The following is a 24166-nucleotide window of genomic DNA, read 5'->3' as shown; positions in this document are numbered from 1 at the left end:
TTTTACCGCCAAACGCCCCCCTCGCGCCACCTCTGCCCACAACAATGGACACAGGCGGAAACGACTGCGCTCCCTGCCCGCCTACAACACGATGCTGCGCCCGCCATCAACTGCCAGAATCTGGCCGGTGACATAGGTCGCATCAAACAGCAAAAAGCCCACGGCCCGCGCGATATCATCCGGCACCCCGGTACGCGCCAGGGGAATGCGGCTTTCGATCTCGCGCCGCTCGGCACTATCAAACGACAGATCGGTCTCCGGCCACAGATTCACGCCGGGCGACACGCCGTTCACCCGCACATGCGGAGCCAGCTCCAGCGCCAGCGAACGGATCAGCTGGGCATGGCCGGCCTTGGCCAGGCTATACACCACATGGCGCGGCATCGGACGCTCGGCGTGAATGTCGACAATGCCGACAATGGCACCCGAACTCTGGCGCAAATAAGGCAGCGCAGCCTGAGCCAGAAACAGCGGCGCCTTGAGATTGGAGCCCATCAGGCTGTCCCAGTCCGCCTCTTCGATGGCACCCGCCGCCGTCGGGTAAAAACCGGACGCATTATTCACCAGCCCGTCCAGATGGCCGAAAGCCGAAATGGCCGCTGCCACCAGCTCGGGCAAGCGTGCCGTATCCTGCAAATCGGCCTGCGCCAACTGCACCGAACCCGGACGTTGGGCATTCAGCTCCCCCGCCAAACGCCAGGCATCGGCTTCCGACTGGTGATAATGCAGCAGCAAAGACGCACCGCGCGCATGCAGGTGACGGGCAATCCCCGCCCCCACCCGCCGCGCCGCGCCCGTAATCAGAACAACCTTGGTATCCATTCCTGCGCCCCTTGATTCATGGCCACACCCTTCTCATGCACGCGGGATTGACCGACAATCCCGTTATATTGAACAGGATTGCCCATTATGACCAGCCTTCCCCAAGCCAGCGCCGAAGCTCTTGCCACCAGCGAAGCTCTGTCACAACAGATTGCCGCCGAAATAGCCGCCGCCGGCGGCTGGATTCCCTTCTCGCGCTATATGGAACTGGCACTGTACGCGCCCGGCCTTGGCTACTACGCGGCGGGCAGCGCCAAACTGGGCGCCGCCGGCGACTTCACCACCGCACCGGAAATGAGCGCGCTGTTCGGCGCGACGCTGGCGCGGCAAATCGCCGAACTGTTGCCGCAAACCGCTGGCGTCATCTATGAGTTTGGTGCCGGCACCGGCAAGCTTGCGGCCGACATCCTGCAAAAGCTGGAGCAACTGGATGCCCTGCCTCTGCGCTATATCATTATCGATTTGTCGGCCGACCTGATCGAGCGCCAACAAACCCTGCTGCGCGAGCGCCTGCCGCATTTGCTGGACAAGGTAAGCTGGTTAAGCACGCTGCCGGACACGCTGGATGGCATCGTAATCGGCAACGAAGTCCTGGATGCCATGCCGTGCGAGCTGCTGCTGCATAATGGCCAGAACGTCAGCCTGCGCGGTGTCAGCCTGAAAGACGGCCAGTTTGTGCTGGCCGAGCGCGCACTGCAGGACCCGGCCCTGACCGAGCTTGCGCAGGCCCTGATACCCGCCATTGCCGGCTACAGCAGTGAAATCAGCCTGGCCAACCGCGCCTTTATCCGCACCCTGGGCGAACGGCTGACCCGCGGTGCCTTGCTGTTTATCGACTACGGTTTTCCGGCACACGAGTACTATCATCCGCAGCGCCATATGGGCACCCTGATCGGCCACTACCGCCACCACACCGTGACCGACCCTTTCTACCTGCCCGGCCTGATGGACCTGACCTGCCATGTCGACTTTACTGCCATCGCCGAAACCGGCCTGGCAGCCGGCCTGGATCTGATCGGCTATACCAGCCAGGCCCAGTTCCTGCTCAGCGCCGGCATCACCGACGAGCTCGCCTTACTCGACCCGGAAGACGTCCGCCACTACGTACCACAGTCTGCCGCCGTACAAAAACTGTGCTCGCCGGCAGAAATGGGCGAACTATTCAAGGTGATCGGCTTCGGTCGCGGCATCAGCATAGACTGGCGCGGCCTGATTCATGGCGATCGCTGCCATACGCTATAAACAGCCCAAGACTTTGAATTTATGGCAATTTATCGTCACACAAGCCACTGAAAAAGGTGGATGCGCGGCATGAATTGCATTTTTCTTCGCCCAAGGTGTTGACAGAAAAAAGGGAGGCCGGTATAGTTCGCCCCACTTCGACGCAACACAGAAACACCGCAGCGAAGTGACCGCGTGGCGAATTAGCTCAGTTGGTTAGAGCGACGGAATCATAATCCGCAGGTCCGGGGTTCGAGTCCCTGATTCGCCACCACCCATTCAGAAAAAAGCCGCTTCCTTCGGGATAGCGGCTTTTTTCATGCCCGCCGCTGCCAAAAACAACACCCACACCCCAAGCCAAAGAACCAAGCCCGCTACACCCTGTCTTAGTAGCTGGCGTCTGCCAGTCTACGGATTGGCAAATGCCATTCGCCAACGGTAGACAAGGAGAACAACATGAGACAGCTCCCCTCCCTGCTACTCGCCGCAACACTGGCCATCACCGGCAGTCAGGTTTTTGCAGACGATAGCAGCAGCCATCACACACCCTCCCACCATGAACGCAATGGAGGAGGCGCAGATAACTTCCATGCACGCCACAACTCAGGGCTTTATCAAGCCCCGGCACTAAGCGATGCCGAACGCGCCGCACAGGATGCGGCAGCAGGCGAGGTCATCAAAGCCCATCCGCAGGACTATCAAAGCAACTAAAGCGGACACGCCATCACGCACGCCCTCTGCGTGCACTTTAAAATCACCCAAGCCCCCGCAAGCGGGGGTTTTGCCTTATGCCTGAAGCCACCAGGCCAGATCGAGCACTCGCCAAACACAAGCCAAAACGCAACACCCAAGGAGGGACGGAGGAAATACGCAAGCCCTCCCTTCGAGGAAGAGACTGGACACACCCAATCTTGACGAAGCTATGCTGCATCGCGACAATCTTGCGCTGACTGTATACAAAATATTCGCTGCGGCACCGACCGCACCCTCCATACCATGCCAAGCCAGACTCAAGCCGCCCGTACATCCGGCGCACTCATGCTGCGCGCGATGCGCGCAAGCGATATCGATGCGGTTCTTGCCGTGCAGGCACAATGCTACCGCGACGAGCTGATCGAAAGCCACGCTGCCCTGGCTTCACGCCAGCGCCTGTCACCCGATACCTGCTGGGTAGCCGAAGAAAACGGCCGTGTACATGGCTACCTGTTTGCTCACCCATGGCATGGAGAACAACCGCCCGCACTGGACACACCGCTGCCGGCACTACCCGAGCACTGCGATACCTTATTCCTGCACGATATGGCGCTGACCAAGACCGCACGCGGCCAGGGTCTCGCGCCACGCCTGATGGAGAAGGTTCTGCAATATGCCCGGCGCCGCGGTCTTAACTGCGCCAGGCTGGTCGCGGTACAGGGCGCGGACAGTTACTGGAAGCGCCAAGGCTTTTTACCCTACCCCTTACGCCCGGGCAAACTGGCCTGCTACGGCCAAGGCGCACAAGGCATGCTGCGCGCACTGCGCTAAACCATCTATGCCGCAGACAAATAAAAACGCCACGCTTTTGTGCGTGGCGTTTTTGCAGGGCAGGCTGTAAACCGACCCACTACAGGGTAAGCACTCAGGCCGCCTGCTTGATCCAAACGACAGGCTTCTCGCCTGCCGTGATCTGCAAGGCCAGACCACCGCACGAGGTTTCGCGGTACTTGGCATCCATATCCTTGCCGGTGGCGTACATCGCGGCAATGACCTTGTCCAGCGACACCTTGGGGCTGCTGGTACGATGCATCGCCATACGCGCGGCGTTGATCGCCTTGACCGCGGCAATGGCATTGCGCTCGATGCAAGGAATCTGCACCTGACCGGCAACCGGATCGCACGTCAGGCCCAGATTGTGCTCCATGGCAATTTCTGCCGCCATGCACACCTGATCCGGGCTTGCCCCCATCAGCTCGGCCAGACCGGCTGCGGCCATGGCGCAAGCCACACCGATTTCACCCTGACAACCCACTTCGGCACCCGAGATCGAAGCATTCAGCTTGAACAGGCAACCGATCGCGCCGGACGACAGGAAGAAACGCAGGCAAGTATCGTCATTCAACGGCTGGATAAAGTGGTTGTAATAAGCCATCACTGCCGGCACCACGCCACACGCGCCATTCGTTGGCGCAGTCACGACGCGGCCGCCGGCCGCATTTTCTTCCGACATGGCCATCGCGTACATATTGACCCAGTCCAGTACGCTCATCGGATCTTGCGACACCTGCAGCATACCGGTCAGCTTGCGATGCAAAGCGGGCGCACGGCGCGGAATGCGCATAGGCCCCGGCAGATTGCCTTCGGTACGCATGCCGCGCTCCATGCTGCTCTTCATCACTTCCCAGACGCGGGCAAAGTGAGCGCGCACTTCATGCTCATCATGGAAAGCCAGCTCGTTTTCCATCACCAGGCTGGAGATAGGCAGGCCGTTTTCTTCACACATCCCAACCAGATCGGCTGCGCTCAGGAAGTGGTGCGGCACCGGCGTGTCGCTGCACGAGCTCTGCTCGAAATGCTCGTCGTCCACGATAAAGCCGCCACCGATGGAGTAATAGGTTTTGGACAGCACCAGTTCTTCACCGATATAAGCATGGATCTGCATGCCGTTTTCGTGGCGCGGCAGGTTGTCGCTATGGAATTCCAGAGCAAAAGCCACGCTCTGCTGGGTGCGCCCCAGGGTGATACGGCCGTGCGATTCGACTTCGGCAATGATGGCCGGCGCCGCATCCAGATCGACGGTTTCCGGCTGGTTGCCGGCCAGACCCAGAATAATGGCGTGGTCGGTGCAATGCCCCTTGCCGGTCAGAGCCAGCGAGCCAAAGCAATCCACCTTGATACGGCTTGTCTGGCTGAAATGCCCGGTTTCTTTCAGCGTACCCAGAAACATATGACCGGCCTTCATCGGGCCAATGGTGTGCGAACTGGAAGGGCCTACGCCGATTTTGTAGATATCCGCCATGCTGAACATAATGAGTCCTTTTTCCTTAACCGGGCAGCGCCCGGAAAACGTACCGCGACCACGACAGGGCTAGGCTCCGGATCGGGTCGATCGTGTCTGGTTTGAGTAATAGAATTGCGCAATCCCCGACCCGGGTTTTCAACACGAATCGGGGATTAAAAGTAAGAGCAAGAGCACAGACACAAAGTCCATGCTCAAAGCGCTATCAGAACACCAGCGAGTAGAAGATGGCCGAGATGGCGATCAGGCCGATGGCGACTACGAAGTAGTTGCTGGCAGCGCCGGCATACTTCTTCATTGCAGGCACTTTATAAATCGCATACATAGGCATCAGGAACAGCAGCACGGCAATCACCGGGCCACCCAGGTTTTCAATCATGCCCAGGATGTTCGGGTTGAGCGTGGCAACAATCCAGGTGGTCACGATCATGAATACGGCGGTAAAGCGGTCCAGCTTGGCGGTATCGATGGTCTTGCCACGCTGACGCAGTTCCTTAATCACCAGACCATTGAAGCCTTCTTTGGCACCCAGATAGTGACCGAAGAACGACTTGGAAATCGCGACGATGGCAATCAGCGGCGCAACCCAGGCAATGATCGGGTTCTGGAAGTGGTTGGCCAGATAAGACAGGATGGACAGGTTCTGTGCCTTGGCTTCGGCCAGATCAGCTGGCGACAGGCTCAGCACGCAGCTGAACACGAAGAAGAAGACCGAAGCAACCATCATGATGTGCGCGCGGCTCAGCGTACGGTTGGACGCGGCATCTTCGCAGCCTGGGTGCAGTTTTTTCTGGTCAACGGCAAACGACGAGATAATAGGCGAATGGTTGAACGAGAACACCATCACCGGAATCGCCAGCCACAGGGTCTTCCAGAATGCACCGCTGCTGACAGCAGCACTAAAGGTGCCGGCCTGGTCGATCATCGAGCTATTCCAGTGCGGCACCAGATACAGCGCCAGCAGCATCAATGCAGCGACGAACGGGAACACCAGCACGCTCATCGCCTTCACGATGAACTCGCCGCCCAGACGAACCACCGACATCAGCGCCAGAATCAGACCCAGGGCAAAAATGCCGCGGGTGACGATATCGTTACCCAGCTGAATGCCGAACTGGTGGGTCAGGAAAGACATCACCGTGTTGGTGATCGCCACGCTATACACCAGCAAAATCGGATAGATAGCAAAGAAGTACAGCAGCGTAATCAGCTTACCTGCGGTCAGGCCAAAATGCTCTTCGACCACTTCGGTAATGTCGCCGTCGCGGGTCGAACCGGACAGCACGAAGCGGTTCAGGCCACGGTGGGCAAAGTAGGTCAGCGGCCAGGCCAGCACCAGCATGACCAGCAATGGCCAGAAGCCACCAATACCCGCGTTGATCGGCAGAAACAGCGTACCGGCACCCACGGCAGTACCGTACAGGCCTAGCATCCAGGTCGTATCCTGACGCGTCCAGGCCGGCTTGCCAGCGGCAGCCTGTCCAGCCTGAGCAGACGCTTCAGGGGTATAAACATTGGATTGAGACATTCTTGTCTTCCTTGCTTTCAAGTCAAATGGCAGATTGGATCGCCACAAATGTGGCCGTTAAATAATCAAGCAGTCGCCGGGCTGTCGCCCTGGGCGGCTTCTTTCAGATAGCGATACAGCGTGGGTTCGGAAATCAGCAGCAAGTGGGCCGTTTTGGCAATAAAGCCCTTCACCAGAAAAATCCCCTTGTGCTCCAGTTCGCTGACAATGGCTCTTTTTTGCTGGCTGCCCAGTTCGGCAGGCGGCGGATAAGCGGCCATCACCTTGCCGATAATGTCGTCACCCAGGCTTTCTACCGAGTGGGCCGCGGACTCTTCGCTGTGCATGTCCTGATCACGACGGAAGTGCACCTGCAAAAGCTCGACCGCACGCTGCAGCTCGTGATCATTACTATTCAGGCAAACCATGGCGCGGGCCTTGTCCTTCTCGTCGCAAATCAGCAAGCTGGAAGAGCGCATGCGCTGCCCATCCACCAGCTTGCCCGGATAGTTAGTCCGGAACGACGGGCCATCCCCGCGCTGGAATTCATTGAGCAGACGCAAAGCCATATCGGTTGCCGGCGCACCGACCTCCCGACCGGAAATAGGATTCCGGATGATGCACAACGACTGATCGAGATCGCTCATGTCGTGTACTGCCACTTCAGTACGCTGCCCCAGCACTTGGGACAGAAAATCCGCCAGAACAGCCAAATCAACCGTAACGCGCATGATAGAAACTTCTTCCGCTAATAAATTTGCGGCAATTCTACTTTCGTTTGTGAACTTTGCAAGGGCATATAGGTACATCAGTTGATTCTAATCAAGTTTTTCTTGCAGATTATGCCGTTAGCCAGAAAAAAATGTCTTATCCACTGATTTAAAAACGGATAAATGCAAAAGGGCTTAAAAAAACAAGCAAAAATCCTGAATGGAAATTCCTGATTTTTTACCTGATTCCGCCCGGGACGGCCTCGACATACGAACAAAAAACAACAAAACCAGACAAAGGCCGTACCCGCCAGCCGCAAAGCGCTTCGCAGACAGAACAGGGCGTGATGCCAGGCTGTAACGCGTAGCGCACAGCATCGTCTGAGTGATGGCCTGTGGTACACTCGCGCGCAACATCTTCATTTGCCAGCAAAAACCGTCCTCCCCGCCATAAAAGGGAGCGCGCGGGCGTGCTGGCATTTCATATTGACAAGCGTGCACACCATGAAAAAGGTTTACATCAAGACGTTCGGCTGCCAGATGAACGAATACGACTCCAACAAGATGGTGGATGTACTCGCCGGCAACGAGGCCACCATCAAGACCGACCGGCCCGAAGACGCAGACATCATTCTGTTCAATACCTGCAGCGTGCGGGAAAAGGCACAGGAAAAAGTGTTCTCCGATCTGGGCCGCGTGCGCGAACTCAAGCTGGAGAAACCCGGGCTGATCATAGGCGTGGGCGGTTGTGTGGCAAGCCAGGAGGGTGCGACCATCGTCAAGCGCGCACCCTATGTAGACGTGGTGTTCGGCCCGCAAACGCTGCACCGCCTGCCGGAGCTGATCAAAAACCGGCAAGAAAGCGGCACATCGCAAGTGGACATTTCCTTCCCCGAGATCGAAAAGTTCGACCATATTCCGCCGGCCAAGGTCGACGGCCATGCGGCCGCCGTCTCCATCATGGAAGGCTGCTCCAAATACTGCTCGTTCTGCGTCGTGCCTTATACCCGCGGCGAGGAAGTCTCGCGCCCGTTCGAAGACGTGCTAACCGAAATCGCCGGGCTGGCACTGCAGGGGGTGAAGGAAATCACGCTGCTGGGACAGAACGTCAACGCTTACCGCGGCCTGATGGCCGATGGCGAGATCGCCGACTTTGCCCTGCTGCTGGAGTTCGTGCACGAGATACCGGGCGTCGAGCGCATCCGCTTTACCACCAGCCATCCGCGCGAATTCACCGAACGCATCATCGACTGCTTTGCGCGCCTGCCCAAGCTGGTTTCGCATCTGCACCTGCCGGTGCAAAGCGGTTCCGACCGTATTTTGATGGCGATGAAGCGCGGCTATACCGCGCTTGAGTACAAATCCATCATCCGCAAGCTGCGTGCCGTGCGTCCGGATCTTAGCCTGTCCTCCGACTTTATCGTCGGCTTCCCCGGCGAAACCGACGCCGACTTCGAGGCGACGCTTAAGCTGGTCAAGGATCTGGCCTTCGACTTCAGCTTTGTCTTTATCTACAGCCCGCGCCCGGGCACACCGGCCGCCAACCTGAGCGACGACACGCCTTATGAAGTGAAGCAGCGCCGTCTGGCGGCACTGAACCGTGAAATCGAGGCCACCGGATTTGCCATCAACCAGGCCATGCAAGGCACGATCCAGCAAGTGCTGGTCGAATCGGTTTCGCGCCGCGACGCCAGCATGCTGGCAGCCCGCACCGGCAACAACCGGGTGGTCAATTTTGTCGGAGAGCCGCACCTGCTGGGGCAGATGGTGCAGGTGCGCATCACCGAGGCCCACCCGCATTCACTGGTGGGCGAGGTAGTCAGCACCCAAATGGTGTAATACCATCAGAAGCATGACGATGGTCCGGCCTGTTCACACCGATACGGCCGGACACCAGACCCGAGACCCGACTGCCCCATGCCCCACGCCGAACAGCTCAGTTTCAATCCGATCGACAATGCCCGTCTGGCGCGCTTGACCGGCCCGCTGGACAGCAACCTCAAGCAGATAGAAATCGCACTGGATGTCAGCATCGCCCGCCGTGGCGAGCAGTTGCGCATTCAGGGCGAACGTGCGCGCGAAGCCGCCAGCGCACTCACCCAACTCTATCTGCAGGCCGAGACGCGGGAACTGGAGCTGGAAGACGTGCAATTGTGTCTGGTCGAACTCAGACAAAACCCGGTCGCTGCCAGCAGCGAAACCGACAGCTCGCCCGCTTTGCGCACCCGCCGTGGCGATTTGCGCGGGCGCACGCCGCGCCAGGTTGGCTATATCCGCGCCATGCTGGAGCACACCATCAGTTTCGGCATCGGCCCTGCCGGCACCGGCAAGACCTATCTGGCCGTCGCCTGCGCCGTCGATGCCTTCGAGCGCGACGCGGTCAAGCGTATCGTGCTGGTGCGCCCGGCGGTCGAAGCCGGCGAGAAGCTGGGTTTTCTGCCCGGCGATCTGGCGCAAAAGGTCGACCCGTATTTGCGCCCGCTGTACGACGCGCTCTATGACCTGATCGGCAGCGAACGGGTCGAGCGCATGCTGGAAAAAGGACAGATCGAGATTGCACCACTGGCCTATATGCGCGGGCGCACGCTCAACAACGCCTTTATCATTCTGGACGAGGCACAGAACACCACGCCCGAACAGATGAAGATGTTTCTCACCCGCATCGGCTTCGGTTCGCGCGCGGTGATTACCGGCGACATCACCCAGATCGATCTGGCCCGCCACCAGAAAAGCGGGCTGGTCGAAGTGGAACAGATTCTGGGCCATGTGCGCGGCCTGCATTTCCACCATTTCAACAGCGACGACGTTGTGCGCCATCCGCTGGTGCAAAAAATCGTCGATGCCTACGAGCATTACCAACAGAAAAACGATGAAAAAAGCCAAGCGTAACCCCCTGCTCGCCCGCCTTGCCGCGCGATTGCAACTGACTCTGGATGTGCGCAGCACGGCCACGACCCTGCCCCCGGCCAAAGAACTAGGCCGCTGGGCGCGTGCCGCGCTGCAAGCCGGCGTCAAAGCCGCCGAGGTCAGCGTGCTGATCGTCGATGCCGATGAAGGCCGCGCACTCAATCGCGACTACCGTGGCAAAGACTACGCCACCAATGTCCTGTCCTTCGCCCTGAATGAAGGCGAAACCGTAGCCGGCATGCCGCTGTTCGGCGACCTGGTGCTGTGCGCGCCGGTCGTCGAAAAAGAAGCGGCCGAGCAAGGCATAGACCTGTTGGCGCATTACGCCCATCTGACCGTACATGGCCTGTTGCATCTGCAAGGCTTCGACCACGAAGACGAAGCCGAAGCCGATGCCATGGAAGCTCTGGAAACCCTGATCCTGGCCAAGCTGGGATATCCCGACCCTTATCTTGAGGAAAAATCCGTCTAATGGACGACTCTGGCAAACCGTCACCTAGCTGGTTCGAACGACTACTGAACCGTTTTACCCATGAGCCTGAAGACCGCGAAGAGTTGATCGCCCAACTCCATGCCGCATTCGAACGCAACCTGATGGATGCGGACGCGCTGGCGATGATAGAAGGCGTACTCAATGTCTCGGAACAAACGGTGCGCGACGTGATGGTGCCGCGCAGCCAGATGGATGTCGTGCGCGTCGATGATCCGGTCGAGCAATTCCTGCCCTTCGTAATGGATACGGCACACTCGCGCTTCCCGGTCATCGATGACGACAAGGACGATATTGTCGGCATTCTGCTGGCCAAGGATTTGCTGCGCTACTTCCACAACCCCAAGTTGTTCGACCTGCGCGACACCCTGCGCCAAGCGGTATTTGTTCCGGAGTCCAAGCCGCTCAATGTGTTGCTCAAGGATTTCAAGAGCACGCGCAACCATATGGCTATCGTGGTGGATGAATATGGCAGCGTTTCCGGCCTCGTGACCATCGAGGACGTCATTGAACAGATCGTCGGCGATATTGAAGACGAATACGACTTCGATGAAGCCGAAGACAATATCGTCCCCATCCGCGGCCGGCGCTACCGGGTCAAGGCACAAACCGAAATCGAAGATATCAATGCCTTCTTCGGCACCGACTTTTCCGACGATGACGCCGACACGCTGGGCGGGCTGGTACTGACCGCGATGGCACATATGCCAAAACGTGGCGAGAAAGTTACGCTGGGCCCGCTGGACATTACCATTTTGCGCGCCGACAGCCGTCGCCTGCATACGCTGGTGGTGGCGCCACGGCGCGATGCAGGCGATGACAGCAGCAGCGAGCAGGACGCCTGATGCCGAAAAGGTTTTTCTATCTGGCCGCCTGCCTGCTGGCCGGCGCCGCCACGCTGTTTGCCTTCGCCCCCCATCGTCTGTTCTGGCTGATGCCGCTGCTGCTGGCCATACTGGCCGAGCTGGTCGAGCGCCATCCGCGCCATGCGTTTGCCTTGGGCTATGGCTGGGCACTGGCGGCTTATACCGCCAACTTCAACTGGATCTACAACAGCCTGCATGACGTCGCCCAGCTGCCGGCCTTGCCGGCGGCACTGGCAACACTGCTGCTGCCCGCTTATCTCGCACTCTACCCGGCGCTGGCCATGCTGTTTGCCGTCAGGTTAAGTGAGAGGCCGTGGCTGCGCTGGCTCGTTGCCTTTCCCGCCTTGTGGACGCTGGGCGAATGGCTGCGCAGCTGGATGTTTACCGGCTTTCCGTGGGGCGCGATCGGTTACAGCCAGATTGCGGAAAGCCCGTTGGCCGGCCTTGCCGCTGTCAGCGGCATCCACGGCGTAACCTTTGCCGTAGCCTTGAGCGCAGGCGCACTGGTGGCCTTGCCGCGGCTGGCCAAGGGCGGGCGCCTGGCGCTGATCGCCTTGTTAATCAGTCTGTGGTGCGGCGCACAACTACTGAAGTCGGTCAGCTGGACGCAAAATGCCGGCCAGCCGGTCAGCGTGGCGCTGGCGCAGGGCAATATTCCACAGTCGCTCAAATGGAGCCCGGAAATACTGCAACTGACGATAGAGCGCTACTACCAGATGATAGGCAGCCAGCGCGCCGATCTGATGATTCTGCCGGAAACCGCTTTCCCGCTATTTCTGGAAGACCTGCCGCCCGGGCTGATCAGCATGATTCAGCGCGAGGCCAAAGCCAAACAGATGGATATCGCCATCGGCATTCCGCGCCGCACCGATGACGGAGAGGGCTATCTCAATGCCGTGGTCGCTTTCAGCCAGCCCGACCTGCCCTACTACGCCAAGAATCATCTGGTGCCGTTTGGCGAGTTTATTCCGCTGCCGCAGTTCATAGGCTGGATCTACCAGTATATGAATATGCCGCTCTCCGGCTTCTCGCGCGGCGGGCCGGCACAGGCACCATTGACGCTGGCCGGACAAAAAGTCGCGTTCAATGTCTGCTACGAGGATAGTTTTGGCGAAGAGCTGATCGGCCCGGCGCGCGAGGCGACCTTGCTCGCCAACGTCAGCAATCTCGCCTGGTTTGGCAAAAGCTCGGCCATGGACCAGCATTTGCAGTTGTCGCAAGCGCGCTCACTGGAAACCGGCCGCCCCATGCTGCGCTCAACCAATACCGGCATGACGGCACTGATCAATCCGGACGGCAGCATCAAGAGCCTGGCAGCACCGGACACCGAACAGGTGCTCAAGGTCGAGGTGCAAGGGCGTCGCGGCCTGACGCCCTATATGCGTAGCGGCAACCTGCCGGTGATTATAGGCTGTGCCATGCTATTGCTGGGGGTGATGCTGCTTGAGTGGTGGCAGTGCCGCCGCCTCGCCAAAACCCGCTAAGCAAGGCCGAAAACAAAAGAGCCGGCATGATGCCGGCTCTTTTGCCTACCGTCTCACCTCACTTCATGGTGGGCATGACAAACTCGGCAGTGAGTTTCTCCGGCCAGCGGCTGGTAATGGTCTTGATGCGGGTATAAAAGCGCACGCCCTCCGGGCCATGCATGGAATGGTCGCCGAACAGCGAAGCCTTCCAGCCGCCAAAGCTGTGGAACGCCATCGGCACAGGAATCGGCACATTCACGCCAACCATCCCGACCTGAATACGGTGACCGAACTCGCGCGCAGCCGCACCCGAACGGGTAAAGATGGCGGTGCCGTTGGCGTAAGGGTGGGCATTGATCAGCTGCACGGCACTTTCAAAGTCGGGCACACGCACCACGGCCAGCACCGGCCCGAAAATCTCCTCCTGATAGATGGTCATCTCGGGCGAGACATGATCAAACAGGCAAGGGCCGATAAAAAAGCCGTTCTCATACGCTGGATGGCGGTAAGCGCGCCCATCGACCACCAGTTTCGCGCCTTCGGCGACACCGGCATCAACATAGCCGGCCACCTTGTCGCGGTGAATACGCGTCACCAGCGGCCCCATTTCCGCATCCGCCTCGCCGCCTACGCCTATTTTCAGGCTGCGGGCACGTTCGGCCAGCTTTTCCACCAGTGCATCAGCCACATCGCCCACCGCCACGGCGACCGAGATCGCCATGCAGCGCTCGCCGGCCGAGCCGTAAGCCGAACCAATCAGGGCCTCGACCGTGCCATCCAGATCCGCATCCGGCATCACGACCAGATGGTTCTTGGCACCGCCCAATGCCTGCACCCGCTTACCATGATGGGCACCGGTTTCATAAATGTAGCGGGCAATCGGCGTCGAGCCGACAAAACTCAAGGCCGCCACCTCCGGATGGGTCAGTAGCGCATCCACCGCGACCTTGTCGCCATGCACCACATTAAATACGCCGTCCGGCAGACCCGCCTGCTTGAGCAAGTCGGCCAGCAACAGCGCCGTCGACGGGTCGCGTTCGGATGGCTTGAGAATAAAGGTATTGCCACAGGCGATGGCGACCGGGAACATCCACATCGGCACCATGGCCGGGAAGTTGAATGGTGTAATCCCGGCAACCACGCCCAAGGGCTGGCGCATGGAATGGCTATCGATACCGCCGCCCACCTGTTCGGTAAATTCACCCTTGAGCAGCTGCGGAATCCCGCAGGCAAACTCCACCACCTCCAGACCGCGCGTCACCTCGCCCATGGCATCGGAGACGACCTTGCCGTGCTCGCGGGAAATCAGCTCGGCTATTTTTTGCTGGTTTTCTTCCAGCAATGCCTTGAATTTGAACATGACCCGTGCGCGCTTAAGCGGCGGCGTTTCGGCCCAGGCCGGAAAGGCACGGCGCGCGCAGGCTACGGCGGCATTGACTTCATCCAGCGTCGCCAAGGGCACATGGGCAATCACTTCGCCCAATGCAGGATTGAAAACTTCGCTATGTCTTTCGCTCTGGCCGGCGTAATGCTCACCGCCAATAAAATGGGCAATGCTTTGCATGATGGGTTTCCTTATTATTCGGTTTCGTGAATGGCTTCGCCAATCACGCTAAACAGGGTGTCGATTTCCTGTTCGCTGATAATCAAAGGCGGCGAGCAGGCGATGATGTCGCCGGTAAAGCGCACCAGTACGCCCTTTTCCCAGCATTTGAGAAAGACATCCATGCCGCGCGCGCCCGGCGCACCCGGCCGGCTCTCCAGCTCGATGCCGGCAACCAGTCCAAGATTGCGGATGTCCTTGATATGGCGCTCGCCACGCAGCGCATGCACCTTGTCTTCAAAACGTGGCGCCAGAGTTGCGGCACGCTCGAACAAGCCATCCTGACGGTAGACATCCAGCGTCGCAATCGCCGCAGCGCAAGCTAGCGGATGTGCCGAGTAGGTATAACCATGCGGGAATTCGATAGCCCGGTCTGCCGCAGCCGCCATAAAGGCATCATGGATCTCGGGCTTGATCAGCAAGGCACCCATCGGTACGACGCCATTGGTCAGCCCTTTGGCACAGGTAATAATATCGGGCAGGACATCAAAGCGGTTGGCGGCCCAGTCGGCACCCAGACGGCCAAAGCCGGTGATGACCTCATCAAAAATAAGCAGGATGCCGTATTTGTCGCAGATTTCACGCAGCCGCTTCAGATAGCCCTTGGGTGGAATCAGCACCCCGGTCGAGCCGGCCATAGGCTCGACAATGACCGCAGCGATGGTGGAAGGGTCATGCAAGGTCGTGATGCGCGCCTCCAGTTCGTCTGCCAGCTCGGCACCGAACTCGGGCTCGCCGCGGCTAAAGGCATTGCGTGCCAGATCATGCGTGCTCTTGATATGGTCTACCGTCGGCAGGCTGACCGGGAACAGCTTGCGGTTACCTGCAATGCCACCGACCGAAATACCGCCAAAATTGACACCATGGTAACCGCGCTCGCGCCCCACCAGCTTGACCCTTGCTGCATCCCCCCTTACGCGGTGGTAGGCAATCGCCATCTTTAGCGCCGTGTCTGCAGCCTCGGAACCCGAATTGACGAAGAACACCTTGGACAAACCGGCCGGCGCCATTGCCGCCAGCTGCTCAGCCGCCTCGAATGCCTTGGGATGGCCGATCTGGAAAGGAGGGGCATAATCCAGTGTGGCCGCCTGTTTTTGGATGGCCTCAACAATGGGCTGGCGGTTGTGGCCTGCGTTCACACACCACAAACCGGCACAGCCATCCAGAATCTGCCGATCCAAATCGTCGCGGTAATACATGCCATCGGCCGAAACCAGCATGCGCGGTGCGCTCTTGAAATGGCGATTGGATGTAAAGGGCATCCAGTAAGCCTGCATCTGATCCTGGGTCATGGTTTTCTCCTCATTGCACATGCGTGCCATGAGCAGCAATGTAGACAGGAGCAAGATGGCATAACAGAGGCAGTTAGTTCGAAAAGCAGCAATCTGTACAGAAATATGCACTGTACAGTTACAGCAAAAGAGCGGCAGAGGCTGTACTCGCCACAATAAGCGGTTATGCTAAAAGAATCGCAAGCAGCCAAGACGAAACCTATGGGCAAAGCCGCAAACGCCACACTGGCCGAGCAAATCGTGATGCGCCTGTGCGACAGCATCGATCAGGGTATATTACCGCCCGGCAGCCGCCTGCCTTCCGTACGCCAATATGCCCAAGAGCACCAGATCAGTACCTTTACAGTCAGCGAAGCCTATCAGCGCCTGGTCAGCAGAGGCTATACAGTTTCCCGTAAAGGCTCGGGCTACTATGTTGCGGCACAAGGCCGTCAGTCAGCCCCTCCCTCCCCTGCGCTGAACACTTTGCCAGTGGACGACGACTGGCTGCTAAGCCGCATTTATCAACGCGACAGCAAGCTGCTGATGGCGGGTTGCGGCTGGCTGCCGGAGCACTGGTATGACCGAGAAGCCAATGCGCGGGCCATGCGGGCCATCGCTCGACGCAACGAACCTTTCCATCCTTATGGCGACCCCAAGGGCTATGCCCCCTTACGAAGTGAAATCGCCCGTCAGCTAGCCCGGGAACATCTGGATGTTTCGCCCGAGCACATCATCCTAACCCAGGGCGCGAGCAAGGCATTGGATATGGTGGCCTGCACACTAGCCCGCCCTGGGGACACGCTGTTTATCGACGAGCCTGGCTATTGCAACCTGATCTCCTGCCTGCGCTTCAGGGGCTTCAATCTGGTCGGCGTACCCTGGACGGCACAGGGGCCGGATCTGGTGCAACTTGAGGCTCTCTTGGTCAGGCACAAGCCGAAACTGTTTTTTACCAATCCGCTGCTGCACAATCCGACCGGTGCCAGCTATACACTGGCAACGGCCCATGCTGTGATGAAGCTGATGGATGCGCACGACTGTATCGTGGTGGAAGACAATGTCGCCCAGCCTTTCCACCCCAAGCCGCAACCCCCTTTGTGCTCGCTGGCAGCACCCGGTAAAAGCCTGTATATCGGCAGCTTTTCCAAGTCGCTGGCACCCGGCTTGCGGGTGGGCTATGTCGCCAGCCACAGCGGGCATAGCGAACTGCTGCTGCGTTACAAAATGATCTCCGGGCTTACTACGCCGGTATTGAATGAAATGCTGGTGATGGAGCTGAACGGTGCGCCAGGCAGCCGCCGCCAGCTGGATGATGCGCGCGATGCGCTGAGCCAGGCGCAATACCTCTGCCAACAGCGCTTTCACGCGGCCGGCTGGAGCTTGTTTGCCCAACCTGAACACGGCCTCTTCTTGCTGGCAAAACCTCCTGCCAGCTGCGATGCCGCCAATCTGACCGAGCGTGCGCGCAAGCAGGGCATTATGTTGGCACCGGGCAAGCTGTTTTCCAGCAGCGACGGCTATCAGGATTGGTGGCGCTTCAATGTCGCCTATAGCCGCAACAGCCTGCTATGGGATTTTCTGGACGGTAAATAACAAAAAGGCCATCCCGCAGGATGGCCTTTTTTAAACTGCGTCGGCTTATTCAGCGTCGTCAACAACGACAGCTTCACCTTCCGGACGGTCTACCAGCTCTACCAGAGCCATAGGAGCGTTGTCGCCCTTACGGAAACCGTATTTCAGGATGCGAACATAGCCGCCGTTACGGGTAGCATAACGCTCGCCCAGAACGTCGAACAGTTTGCCCACGATCTCGCGATCACGGGTGCGGTCAAACGCCAGACGGCGGTTGGCCAGGCACGGCTTTTTACCAAGCGTGATAAGCGGCTCGGCAACACGACGCAGCTCCTTGGCTTTAGGCAGCGTAGTCACGATAACTTCGTGACGCAGCAGCGATACCGCCATATTACGGAGCATGGCCAGACGATGGCTGGTCGTGCGATTCAGTTTACGATTGCTATAACGATGACGCATTCTATTGTCCTTTTATCCCAAACCTTACGGTTTTTCGAGCCCTGCCGGTGGCCAGTTCTCGAGCTTCATGCCCAGAGTCAGACCTTTAGAGGCAAGAACTTCCTTAATCTCGTTCAGAGACTTACGGCCGAGGTTCGGAGTTTTCAGAAGCTCGGTTTCGGTGCGCTGAATCAGATCACCGATGTAATAGATGTTCTCAGCCTTAAGGCAGTTGGCCGAACGTACCGTCAGTTCGAGATCGTCGACGGGGCGCAGCAAGATCGGATCGATCGGAGGCTGCTTTTCTTCGATGACTTCTACCGTCGTGCCCTGGAGATCGGCGAAAATGGACAACTGGTCAATCAGGATGCGGGCAGCCTCGCGGACAGCCTCTTCCGGCTCGATGACACCATTGGTCTCGATATCCATGACCAGACGGTCAAGGTCGGTACGCTGTTCTACACGTGCGCTTTCAACAGCAAAGCTGACACGGTTGAGCGGCGAAAACGACGAATCGAGTTGAATGGTACCAATCGAACGGTTTTCATCATTGTTGACGCGCGTGGAAACCGGCTGGTAGCCACGGCCCTTTTCAACCTTGATCTCCATTTCGATCTTACCGCCTGCCGAAAGATGGCAGATAACGTGGTCAGGATTAATCACTTCCACATCGTGCGGCAAATCGATATCGCTAGCCAGAACAGGACCCTGCCCCTCTTTCTTGAGGGTCAGAACGACACTGTCACGACCATGCAGCTTAAGCACCACGCCCTTGAGGTTCAGGAGGATATCTACAACATCCTCCCGAACGCCATCAAGTGCGGAATACTCATGCAAAACGCCAGCGATGGTCACTTCGGTCGGAGCAAAGCCCGGCATCGACGACAGCAGGATGCGACGCAGAGCGTTACCCAAGGTATGTGCATAGCCACGCTCGAACGGTTCCATAGAAACGCGGGCATGGGTAGCACTTACCGGCTGAACATCGATCAGACGGGGTTTAAGAAATTCCGAAGCGTTGTTTTGCATAGACATTCCCTAGAGCTAGCGATTACTTGGAGTAGAATTCCACAACAAGCTGTTCATTGATATCGCTAGACAGTTCGGAACGCTCCGGAACAGTCTTGAAGACACCTTCCATCTTCTTGGTGTCAACTGCGACCCAAGACGGGAAACCGATCTGCTCTGCGAGCGCCAGGGCTTCCTGGATACGAACCTGCTTCTTGCTCTTTTCGCGAACGGAAATCACGTCACCGGCCTTAACCTGGTAGGACGGGATATTCACGGTTTGACCATTAACAGTCACAGCCTTGTGGCTGACGAGCTGACGTGCTTCTGCACGAGTCGAACCGATACCTACGCGATACACTACGTTGTCCAGACGGGACTCGAGGATCTGCAACAGGTTTTCGCCAGTCGAACCCTTGCGGCGTACGGCTTCAGCGAAGTAGTTGCGGAACTGACGTTCCAGGACGCCGTAGATACGACGAATTTTTTGCTTCTCACGCAGCTGAACACCATACTCGGACAGACGGGTCTTACGAGCACCGTGCTGGCCAGGTGGGGTGTCGAGCTTGCACTTGGAATCAAGTGCACGACGCGCGCTTTTCAGGAACAGATCCGTGCCTTCGCGACGCGCGAGTTTACATTTTGGGCCGATATAACGTGCCATGTTCTCACACTCTCCGAATTAGATACGACGTTTTTTGGGCGGACGGCAGCCGTTGTGCGGCACCGGCGTCACGTCGGAGATGCTGGTAATTTTGAAGCCAAGCGAGTTGAGAGCACGAACTGCAGATTCGCGACCTGGGCCTGGGCCCTTGATGCGAACTTCCAGATTCTTTACACCATATTCTTGGGCAACTTTACCAGCATGTTCTGCAGCTACCTGAGCTGCAAACGGTGTACTTTTGCGCGAACCTTTAAAACCAGCACCGCCGGAGGTAGCCCAAGACAAAGCATTCCCTTGACGGTCAGTGATGGTGATGATGGTGTTATTAAAGGAAGCATGAACGTGGACGATGCCCTCGCTTACGCTTTTGCGCACTTTTTTGCGTACACGACCTGCTGTGTTTGCTTTAGCCATTTCAGAGATCCTTTAAATTACTTCTTGCCAGCGATCGCTTTGCGCGGTCCCTTGCGGGTACGAGCATTAGTGCGGGTACGCTGACCGCGGCACGGCAGGCCACGGCGATGGCGAAGGCCACGATAGGAGCCCATGTCCATCAATCGCTTGATGCTCATGGTAACTTCGCGACGCAGATCACCTTCTACGGTGAACTTGGCAACAGCCTCACGCAGCGATTCCATCTCCACATCGGTCAGATCTTTGACCTTAGAGGCAGGATTTACGCCAACGGTTGCACAGATCTGCTTAGCGCGGGTCTGGCCGATGCCGTAGATTGCTTGCAGGCCGATAACGGCGTGCGCATGATTGGGGATGTTTACCCCTGCAATACGGGCCATAGTCTATCCTTAAGACCTAGAAAAGCTTGCGATTGTACCACGCAAGCTTCCGGCTAACAAATGTTAGCCTTGTTTCTGTTTGTGACGGGGATCAGTGCAAATCACGCGAACCACACGGTTGCGGCGAATGATCTTGCAATTACGGCAAATTTTCTTTACCGAAGGTTGTACTCGCATATCAGTTCCTTATCGAACACGAAAGAGCTAGCGTTACTTCGCCTGGAGCACGATGACCACCCGAAAAACGGAAAATCAGCATATATCGCCGACTTTTCCTTGCCCGTCTGTAGCCTAGACCCGAAGGCCACGACCAAAAACAAGCATTATCCGGTGACTACATACCCAGATTCAGTTTGACCATGAAGTCCGTAGCGGGCGGAGTCATAACAACCCCGCCCTGCATCTGGATCGTATCTTCCTAGCCAAATAACCCAGCGAACTCGGTATATCAACGGGTAAGGCCATTACCCTTGAAGTTTGCCTTCTTCAGCAAGCTTTCATACTGGTGAGACAGCACATAGGACTGAACCTGCGCCATCAGATCCATTGTCACCACCACGATAATCAGCAGCGAAGTCCCGCCAAAGTAGAATGGAACATTCCACTTCAGGATCAGGAACTCCGGCAACAGACATACCAGAGTAATGTAAACGGCACCAATCAATGTCAGCCGCAGAATGATCTTCTCGATATAACGGGAAGTCTGCTCGCCTGGACGGATACCGGGAATAAAAGCCCCACTTTTCTTCAGGTTATCTGCCGTTTCCTTAGGATTGAATACCAAGGCGGTATAGAAGTAACAGAAGAAAATAATCGCTGCAGCATACAGCAGGACATACAGCGGCTGACCTGGATGCAGTTTATCTGCAATCGACTTCAACCAACCGACACCCTCTCCGCTACCGAACCACCCGAGAGCAGTCGCAGGAAACAGAATGATGCTGGATGCAAAAATCGGCGGAATCACCCCGGCCATATTGAGCTTCAACGGCAGGTGCGTACTTTGTCCCTGCTGCACACGATTGCCTACCTGACGCTTGGCGTAATTGACCAGAACCTTGCGCTGACCGCGTTCTACGAACACAACCAGATAGGTTACGGCAATCACTCCGACAAACAGGAGAATCGCAAACAACACGGGCAAAGAACCCTGACCGGTAAGCGTCAAAGTCTTGCCGATGGCAGCAGGCACACCCGATGCGATACCGGCACAGATAATCAGGGAAATACCGTTACCGATACCTCGCTCTGTAATCTGTTCGCCCAACCACATCAGGAACATTGTACCCGTCACCAGGGTTACTACGGTCGAGAGATAAAACTCCCACTGACCGACAACCACCAGATTAGGCTGCTTGTGGAGCATCACCGCAATGCCGAAACTTTGGAAAGTCGCAAGCAAAACGGTCGCATAACGCGTGTACTGGGTTATCTTACGACGCCCCGCATCGCCCTCCTTCTTCAGCTGCTTGAGCTGAGGTACAACCTCGGAGCCCAGCTGCAGAATAATAGAGGCCGAGATGTACGGCATGATGCCGATGGCAAAAACCGTAAATCTCGACAAGGCTCCGCCGGAAAACATGTTGAACATGTCCAGCAGACCCGTTTGCGACGACTGGAACAACTTCGCTAGCTCGGCAGGGTTGATCCCGGGTACCGGAATATGCGCACCAATACGGTATACGATCAGGGCGCCGATCAAAAACCAGATGCGACGCTTGAGATCACCAAATTTATTGGTGTTTGCCACTAGAGAAGTATTCGCCACGTACTTACGCCTTATTCAACGATAACGCCACCCGCAGCTTTGATAGCAGCACGGGCACCAGCAGTCACAGCCACACCACGCAGCTTAACAGCGCGATCGATGGTGCCGGACAGGATGACCTTAGCAGCCAAAGCCTGCGTAGTTGCCAGACCAGCCTGCTTCAAAGCCAACAGATCGATCTCGTCAACTGGCAGCGAAGCCAGATCGGACAGACGTACTTCAGAAGTCTTGCCAGCGGACAGCGACTTGAAGCCACGCTTAGGCAGACGACGCTGCAGTGGCATCTGACCGCCTTCAAAACCGACCTTGTGGAAACCACCGGCACGGCTCTTCTGACCCTTGTGACCACGACCAGCAGTCTTACCCAGACCACTACCCATGCCACGACCTACACGGCGCTTGGCGTGCTTGGAGCCAACGCCAGGCTTAACGGTATTCAGTTCCATGTTAGCCCTCGCATTTCAGCAGATAGTTGATCTTCGTGATCATGCCACGATTCTCAGGGGTATCCAGCACTTCAACAGTCTGGCGGATCTTTTTCAGACCCAGGCCACGCGCACAAGCTTTGTGCGACTCAAGGCGACCGATCAGGCTCTTAACCAGGGTCACTTTGACAGTCTTAGCATTAGTCATGATGCGCCCCCAGAATTTCTTCTACGGTCAGACCACGCTTGGCAGCGATCTGAGCAGGCGTCTGGATCTTCAACAGACCGTCAATGGTAGCGCGAACTACGTTGTACGGGTTGGTCGAACCATGAACCTTGGCAGAAACGTTACGCACACCCATGGCGTCGAAAATCGCGCGCATCGGGCCGCCAGCCTTCACACCGGTACCTTCTTTGGCCGGCTGCATGAAGACGGTGGTAGCACCGTGCTTGCCAAAAACAGCGTGATGCAGCGTGCCGTTCTTGAGCGGAATTTTCACCAGGGTGCGACGGGCTTGCTCCATCGCTTTTTGCACGGCAACAGGCACTTCCTTGGACTTGCCCTTACCCATGCCGATGCCGCCGTCGCTATCACCTACAACGGTGAGAGCGGAGAAAGCCATGATGCGACCGCCCTTCACCACTTTGGTGACGCGGTTGACGCCGATCATCTTTTCGATCAGACCGTCGCCACGATCTTCAATCTCGTGCTTAGCCATTCTTCACTCCGAATTAGAATTGCAGGCCGTGTTCGCGAGCTGCATCAGCCAGGGCCTTGATACGGCCGTGGTAGTTGAAGCCCGAACGGTCGAAGGCAACCTGCAGAACGCCTGCAGCCTTAGCTTTTTCGGCAATACGCTTGCCGACTGCAACAGCTGCATCTACGTTGCCACCATTGGTAATGGTTGCGCGCACTTCGGCTTCCAGGCTGGAAGCACTGGCAAGCACAACACTACCGGTCGCATCAATGATTTGAGCGTAAATGTGGCAGTTGGTGCGGTGTACAGACAGACGCACCACCTTGAGCTCCGCAATGCGTGCACGAGTTTTGCGTGCGCGGCGGAGTCGAGTTTGTTTCTTATCCATGTCAGTGCCTCAATTACTTCTTCTTGGTTTCTTTCAGCGTCACAACCTCGCCAACATAGCGAACACCCTTGCCCTTATAAGGCTCTGGCGAACGATATGCGCGGATTTCCGCTGCTACCTGGCCGACTTGTTGCTTATCTGCGCCCTTGATCAGGATCTCGGTCTGAGACGGAGTCTCTACCGAAACACCTGCCGGCATCTTGTGGACAACCGGATGGGAGAAACCGAGAGAAAGGTTTACAGCATCACCTTGAGCCTGGGCACGATAGCCCACGCCAACCAGCTGGAGCCTGCGCTCGAAGCCTTTGGTAACACCAATAACCATGTTATTCAGCAGAGCACGCAACGTACCGGACATGGAACGTGCAAACTTGCTGTCATTTTGGGCTGCGAAAGTCAGCTCATTGTTGTCCAGCTTAACGGCAACGTCTGCGCACAAAGCAGTGCTCAGGCTACCGATTGGGCCTTTAACAACGATTTCTTCTGCGGTGAATTTAACTTCAACGCCGGCTGGAATCGCAACGGGATTTTTAGCTACGCGAGACATTAA

General features: G+C 57.4%; 27 protein-coding genes and 1 tRNA gene. 10 read left to right on the top strand and 18 right to left on the bottom strand.

Annotated features, from left to right (window positions below):
- Positions 1 to 81 precede the first annotated feature (81 nt).
- Positions 82 to 822 carry a pteridine reductase gene (locus M3P88_RS11895; protein ID WP_249616225.1) on the bottom strand — a complete coding sequence of 247 codons (741 nt, stop codon included), beginning with the start codon at positions 820 to 822 and terminating at the stop codon, positions 82 to 84.
- 87 nt (positions 823 to 909) lie between these two features.
- On the opposite strand from M3P88_RS11895, the gene M3P88_RS11890 reads away from it, so the two are divergent.
- From M3P88_RS11890 to M3P88_RS11875, 4 genes are all read left to right on the top strand, one after another.
- Positions 910 to 2064 carry a class I SAM-dependent methyltransferase gene (locus M3P88_RS11890; RefSeq protein ID WP_249616224.1) on the top strand — a complete coding sequence of 385 codons (1155 nt, stop codon included), beginning with the start codon at positions 910 to 912 and terminating at the stop codon, positions 2062 to 2064.
- A gap of 176 nt (positions 2065 to 2240) precedes the next feature.
- A tRNA-Met gene (locus M3P88_RS11885) sits at positions 2241 to 2317 on the top strand.
- Positions 2318 to 2499: 182 nt separating this feature from the next.
- Positions 2500 to 2754, top strand: a complete 255-nt coding sequence (locus M3P88_RS11880) for a hypothetical protein (RefSeq protein ID WP_249616223.1) — start codon at positions 2500 to 2502, stop codon at positions 2752 to 2754.
- A 285-nt stretch (positions 2755 to 3039) separates the two neighbouring features.
- Positions 3040 to 3567 carry a GNAT family N-acetyltransferase gene (locus M3P88_RS11875; protein WP_249616222.1) on the top strand — a complete coding sequence of 176 codons (528 nt, stop codon included), beginning with the start codon at positions 3040 to 3042 and terminating at the stop codon, positions 3565 to 3567.
- 94 nt (positions 3568 to 3661) lie between these two features.
- Here the strand turns inward: M3P88_RS11875 and M3P88_RS11870 are convergent, their stop codons facing one another.
- The 3 genes from M3P88_RS11870 to M3P88_RS11860 form a co-directional block, all read right to left on the bottom strand.
- Positions 3662 to 5047 carry an L-serine ammonia-lyase gene (locus tag M3P88_RS11870; RefSeq protein ID WP_249616221.1) on the bottom strand — a complete coding sequence of 462 codons (1386 nt, stop codon included), beginning with the start codon at positions 5045 to 5047 and terminating at the stop codon, positions 3662 to 3664.
- 196 nt (positions 5048 to 5243) lie between these two features.
- Positions 5244 to 6566, bottom strand: coding sequence for an HAAAP family serine/threonine permease (locus tag M3P88_RS11865; RefSeq protein ID WP_249616219.1), 1323 nt, complete (start codon positions 6564 to 6566; stop codon positions 5244 to 5246).
- Positions 6567 to 6631: 65 nt separating this feature from the next.
- A complete protein-coding gene (locus M3P88_RS11860; RefSeq protein ID WP_249616218.1) occupies positions 6632 to 7276 on the bottom strand; it encodes a helix-turn-helix transcriptional regulator in 645 nt (214 codons plus the stop codon).
- Positions 7277 to 7759: 483 nt separating this feature from the next.
- Here M3P88_RS11860 and miaB point away from each other — a divergent pair, with 483 nt between their 5' ends.
- The 5 genes from miaB to lnt all read left to right on the top strand — a co-directional run bounded on the left by miaB (position 7760) and on the right by lnt (position 13002).
- Positions 7760 to 9094, top strand: a complete 1335-nt coding sequence (miaB, locus tag M3P88_RS11855) for a tRNA (N6-isopentenyl adenosine(37)-C2)-methylthiotransferase MiaB (RefSeq protein ID WP_249616217.1) — start codon at positions 7760 to 7762, stop codon at positions 9092 to 9094.
- 78 nt (positions 9095 to 9172) lie between these two features.
- Complete coding sequence (locus M3P88_RS11850) at positions 9173 to 10144, top strand: PhoH family protein (RefSeq protein ID WP_249616216.1); 972 nt, start codon at positions 9173 to 9175, stop codon at positions 10142 to 10144.
- The gene (gene ybeY / locus M3P88_RS11845; RefSeq protein ID WP_249616215.1) at positions 10125 to 10634 is read left to right on the top strand and encodes an rRNA maturation RNase YbeY; all 510 of its coding nucleotides are present in this window, start codon (positions 10125 to 10127) and stop codon (positions 10632 to 10634) included. The genes M3P88_RS11850 and ybeY overlap by 20 nt, the downstream gene beginning before the upstream one ends.
- A complete protein-coding gene (locus tag M3P88_RS11840) occupies positions 10634 to 11497 on the top strand; it encodes a CorC family transporter (RefSeq protein ID WP_249616214.1) in 864 nt (287 codons plus the stop codon). Before ybeY ends, M3P88_RS11840 begins: the two co-directional genes overlap by 1 nt.
- Positions 11497 to 13002: an apolipoprotein N-acyltransferase gene (gene lnt / locus M3P88_RS11835; RefSeq protein WP_249616213.1), complete on the top strand. Its 1506-nt coding sequence runs from the start codon at positions 11497 to 11499 to the stop codon at positions 13000 to 13002. The genes M3P88_RS11840 and lnt overlap by 1 nt, the downstream gene beginning before the upstream one ends.
- A gap of 58 nt (positions 13003 to 13060) precedes the next feature.
- Here lnt and M3P88_RS11830 read toward each other — a convergent pair whose 3' ends face one another.
- Positions 13061 to 14548 carry a CoA-acylating methylmalonate-semialdehyde dehydrogenase gene (locus M3P88_RS11830; protein ID WP_249616212.1) on the bottom strand — a complete coding sequence of 496 codons (1488 nt, stop codon included), beginning with the start codon at positions 14546 to 14548 and terminating at the stop codon, positions 13061 to 13063.
- A gap of 14 nt (positions 14549 to 14562) precedes the next feature.
- On the bottom strand, positions 14563 to 15879 hold the full coding sequence (gene aptA, locus M3P88_RS11825) for an omega-aminotransferase AptA (protein WP_249616211.1): 1317 nt from the start codon (positions 15877 to 15879) through the stop codon (positions 14563 to 14565).
- Between the two features lie 201 nt (positions 15880 to 16080).
- On the opposite strand from aptA, the gene M3P88_RS11820 reads away from it, so the two are divergent.
- Entirely contained in the window at positions 16081 to 17454 is a 1374-nt protein-coding gene (locus M3P88_RS11820) for an aminotransferase-like domain-containing protein (protein WP_249616210.1), read from the top strand.
- 45 nt (positions 17455 to 17499) lie between these two features.
- Here M3P88_RS11820 and rplQ read toward each other — a convergent pair whose 3' ends face one another.
- From rplQ to rplF, 12 genes are all read right to left on the bottom strand, one after another.
- Complete coding sequence (gene rplQ / locus M3P88_RS11815) at positions 17500 to 17892, bottom strand: 50S ribosomal protein L17 (protein WP_124735759.1); 393 nt, start codon at positions 17890 to 17892, stop codon at positions 17500 to 17502.
- Positions 17893 to 17916: 24 nt separating this feature from the next.
- Entirely contained in the window at positions 17917 to 18900 is a 984-nt protein-coding gene (locus tag M3P88_RS11810; RefSeq protein WP_124735760.1) for a DNA-directed RNA polymerase subunit alpha, read from the bottom strand.
- A 22-nt stretch (positions 18901 to 18922) separates the two neighbouring features.
- A complete protein-coding gene (gene rpsD, locus M3P88_RS11805) occupies positions 18923 to 19543 on the bottom strand; it encodes a 30S ribosomal protein S4 (RefSeq protein ID WP_124735761.1) in 621 nt (206 codons plus the stop codon).
- 18 nt (positions 19544 to 19561) lie between these two features.
- The gene (gene rpsK, locus M3P88_RS11800) at positions 19562 to 19957 is read right to left on the bottom strand and encodes a 30S ribosomal protein S11 (RefSeq protein ID WP_124735762.1); all 396 of its coding nucleotides are present in this window, start codon (positions 19955 to 19957) and stop codon (positions 19562 to 19564) included.
- 17 nt (positions 19958 to 19974) lie between these two features.
- Positions 19975 to 20337, bottom strand: coding sequence for a 30S ribosomal protein S13 (gene rpsM, locus M3P88_RS11795; protein ID WP_124735763.1), 363 nt, complete (start codon positions 20335 to 20337; stop codon positions 19975 to 19977).
- Between the two features lie 63 nt (positions 20338 to 20400).
- Complete coding sequence (gene rpmJ / locus M3P88_RS11790) at positions 20401 to 20514, bottom strand: 50S ribosomal protein L36 (RefSeq protein ID WP_011137711.1); 114 nt, start codon at positions 20512 to 20514, stop codon at positions 20401 to 20403.
- Positions 20515 to 20785: 271 nt separating this feature from the next.
- Positions 20786 to 22105, bottom strand: a complete 1320-nt coding sequence (gene secY, locus M3P88_RS11785; RefSeq protein WP_124735764.1) for a preprotein translocase subunit SecY — start codon at positions 22103 to 22105, stop codon at positions 20786 to 20788.
- Positions 22106 to 22116: 11 nt separating this feature from the next.
- Positions 22117 to 22551: a 50S ribosomal protein L15 gene (rplO, locus tag M3P88_RS11780; RefSeq protein ID WP_249616209.1), complete on the bottom strand. Its 435-nt coding sequence runs from the start codon at positions 22549 to 22551 to the stop codon at positions 22117 to 22119.
- A gap of 1 nt (position 22552) precedes the next feature.
- Positions 22553 to 22738, bottom strand: coding sequence for a 50S ribosomal protein L30 (gene rpmD, locus M3P88_RS11775; RefSeq protein WP_124735766.1), 186 nt, complete (start codon positions 22736 to 22738; stop codon positions 22553 to 22555).
- The gene (gene rpsE, locus M3P88_RS11770) at positions 22731 to 23249 is read right to left on the bottom strand and encodes a 30S ribosomal protein S5 (RefSeq protein ID WP_124735767.1); all 519 of its coding nucleotides are present in this window, start codon (positions 23247 to 23249) and stop codon (positions 22731 to 22733) included. Before rpsE ends, rpmD begins: the two co-directional genes overlap by 8 nt.
- 13 nt (positions 23250 to 23262) lie before the next feature.
- On the bottom strand, positions 23263 to 23616 hold the full coding sequence (gene rplR, locus M3P88_RS11765) for a 50S ribosomal protein L18 (protein WP_124735768.1): 354 nt from the start codon (positions 23614 to 23616) through the stop codon (positions 23263 to 23265).
- Between the two features lie 13 nt (positions 23617 to 23629).
- Positions 23630 to 24163, bottom strand: coding sequence for a 50S ribosomal protein L6 (gene rplF / locus M3P88_RS11760; RefSeq protein WP_124735769.1), 534 nt, complete (start codon positions 24161 to 24163; stop codon positions 23630 to 23632).
- Positions 24164 to 24166 lie beyond the last annotated feature (3 nt).

This window comes from Craterilacuibacter sp. RT1T, assembly GCF_023502145.1.
In the GTDB taxonomy this organism is placed as follows: Bacteria; Pseudomonadota; Gammaproteobacteria; order Burkholderiales; family Chromobacteriaceae; genus Craterilacuibacter.
This window is presented reverse-complemented; position numbering and strand designations above follow the sequence as displayed.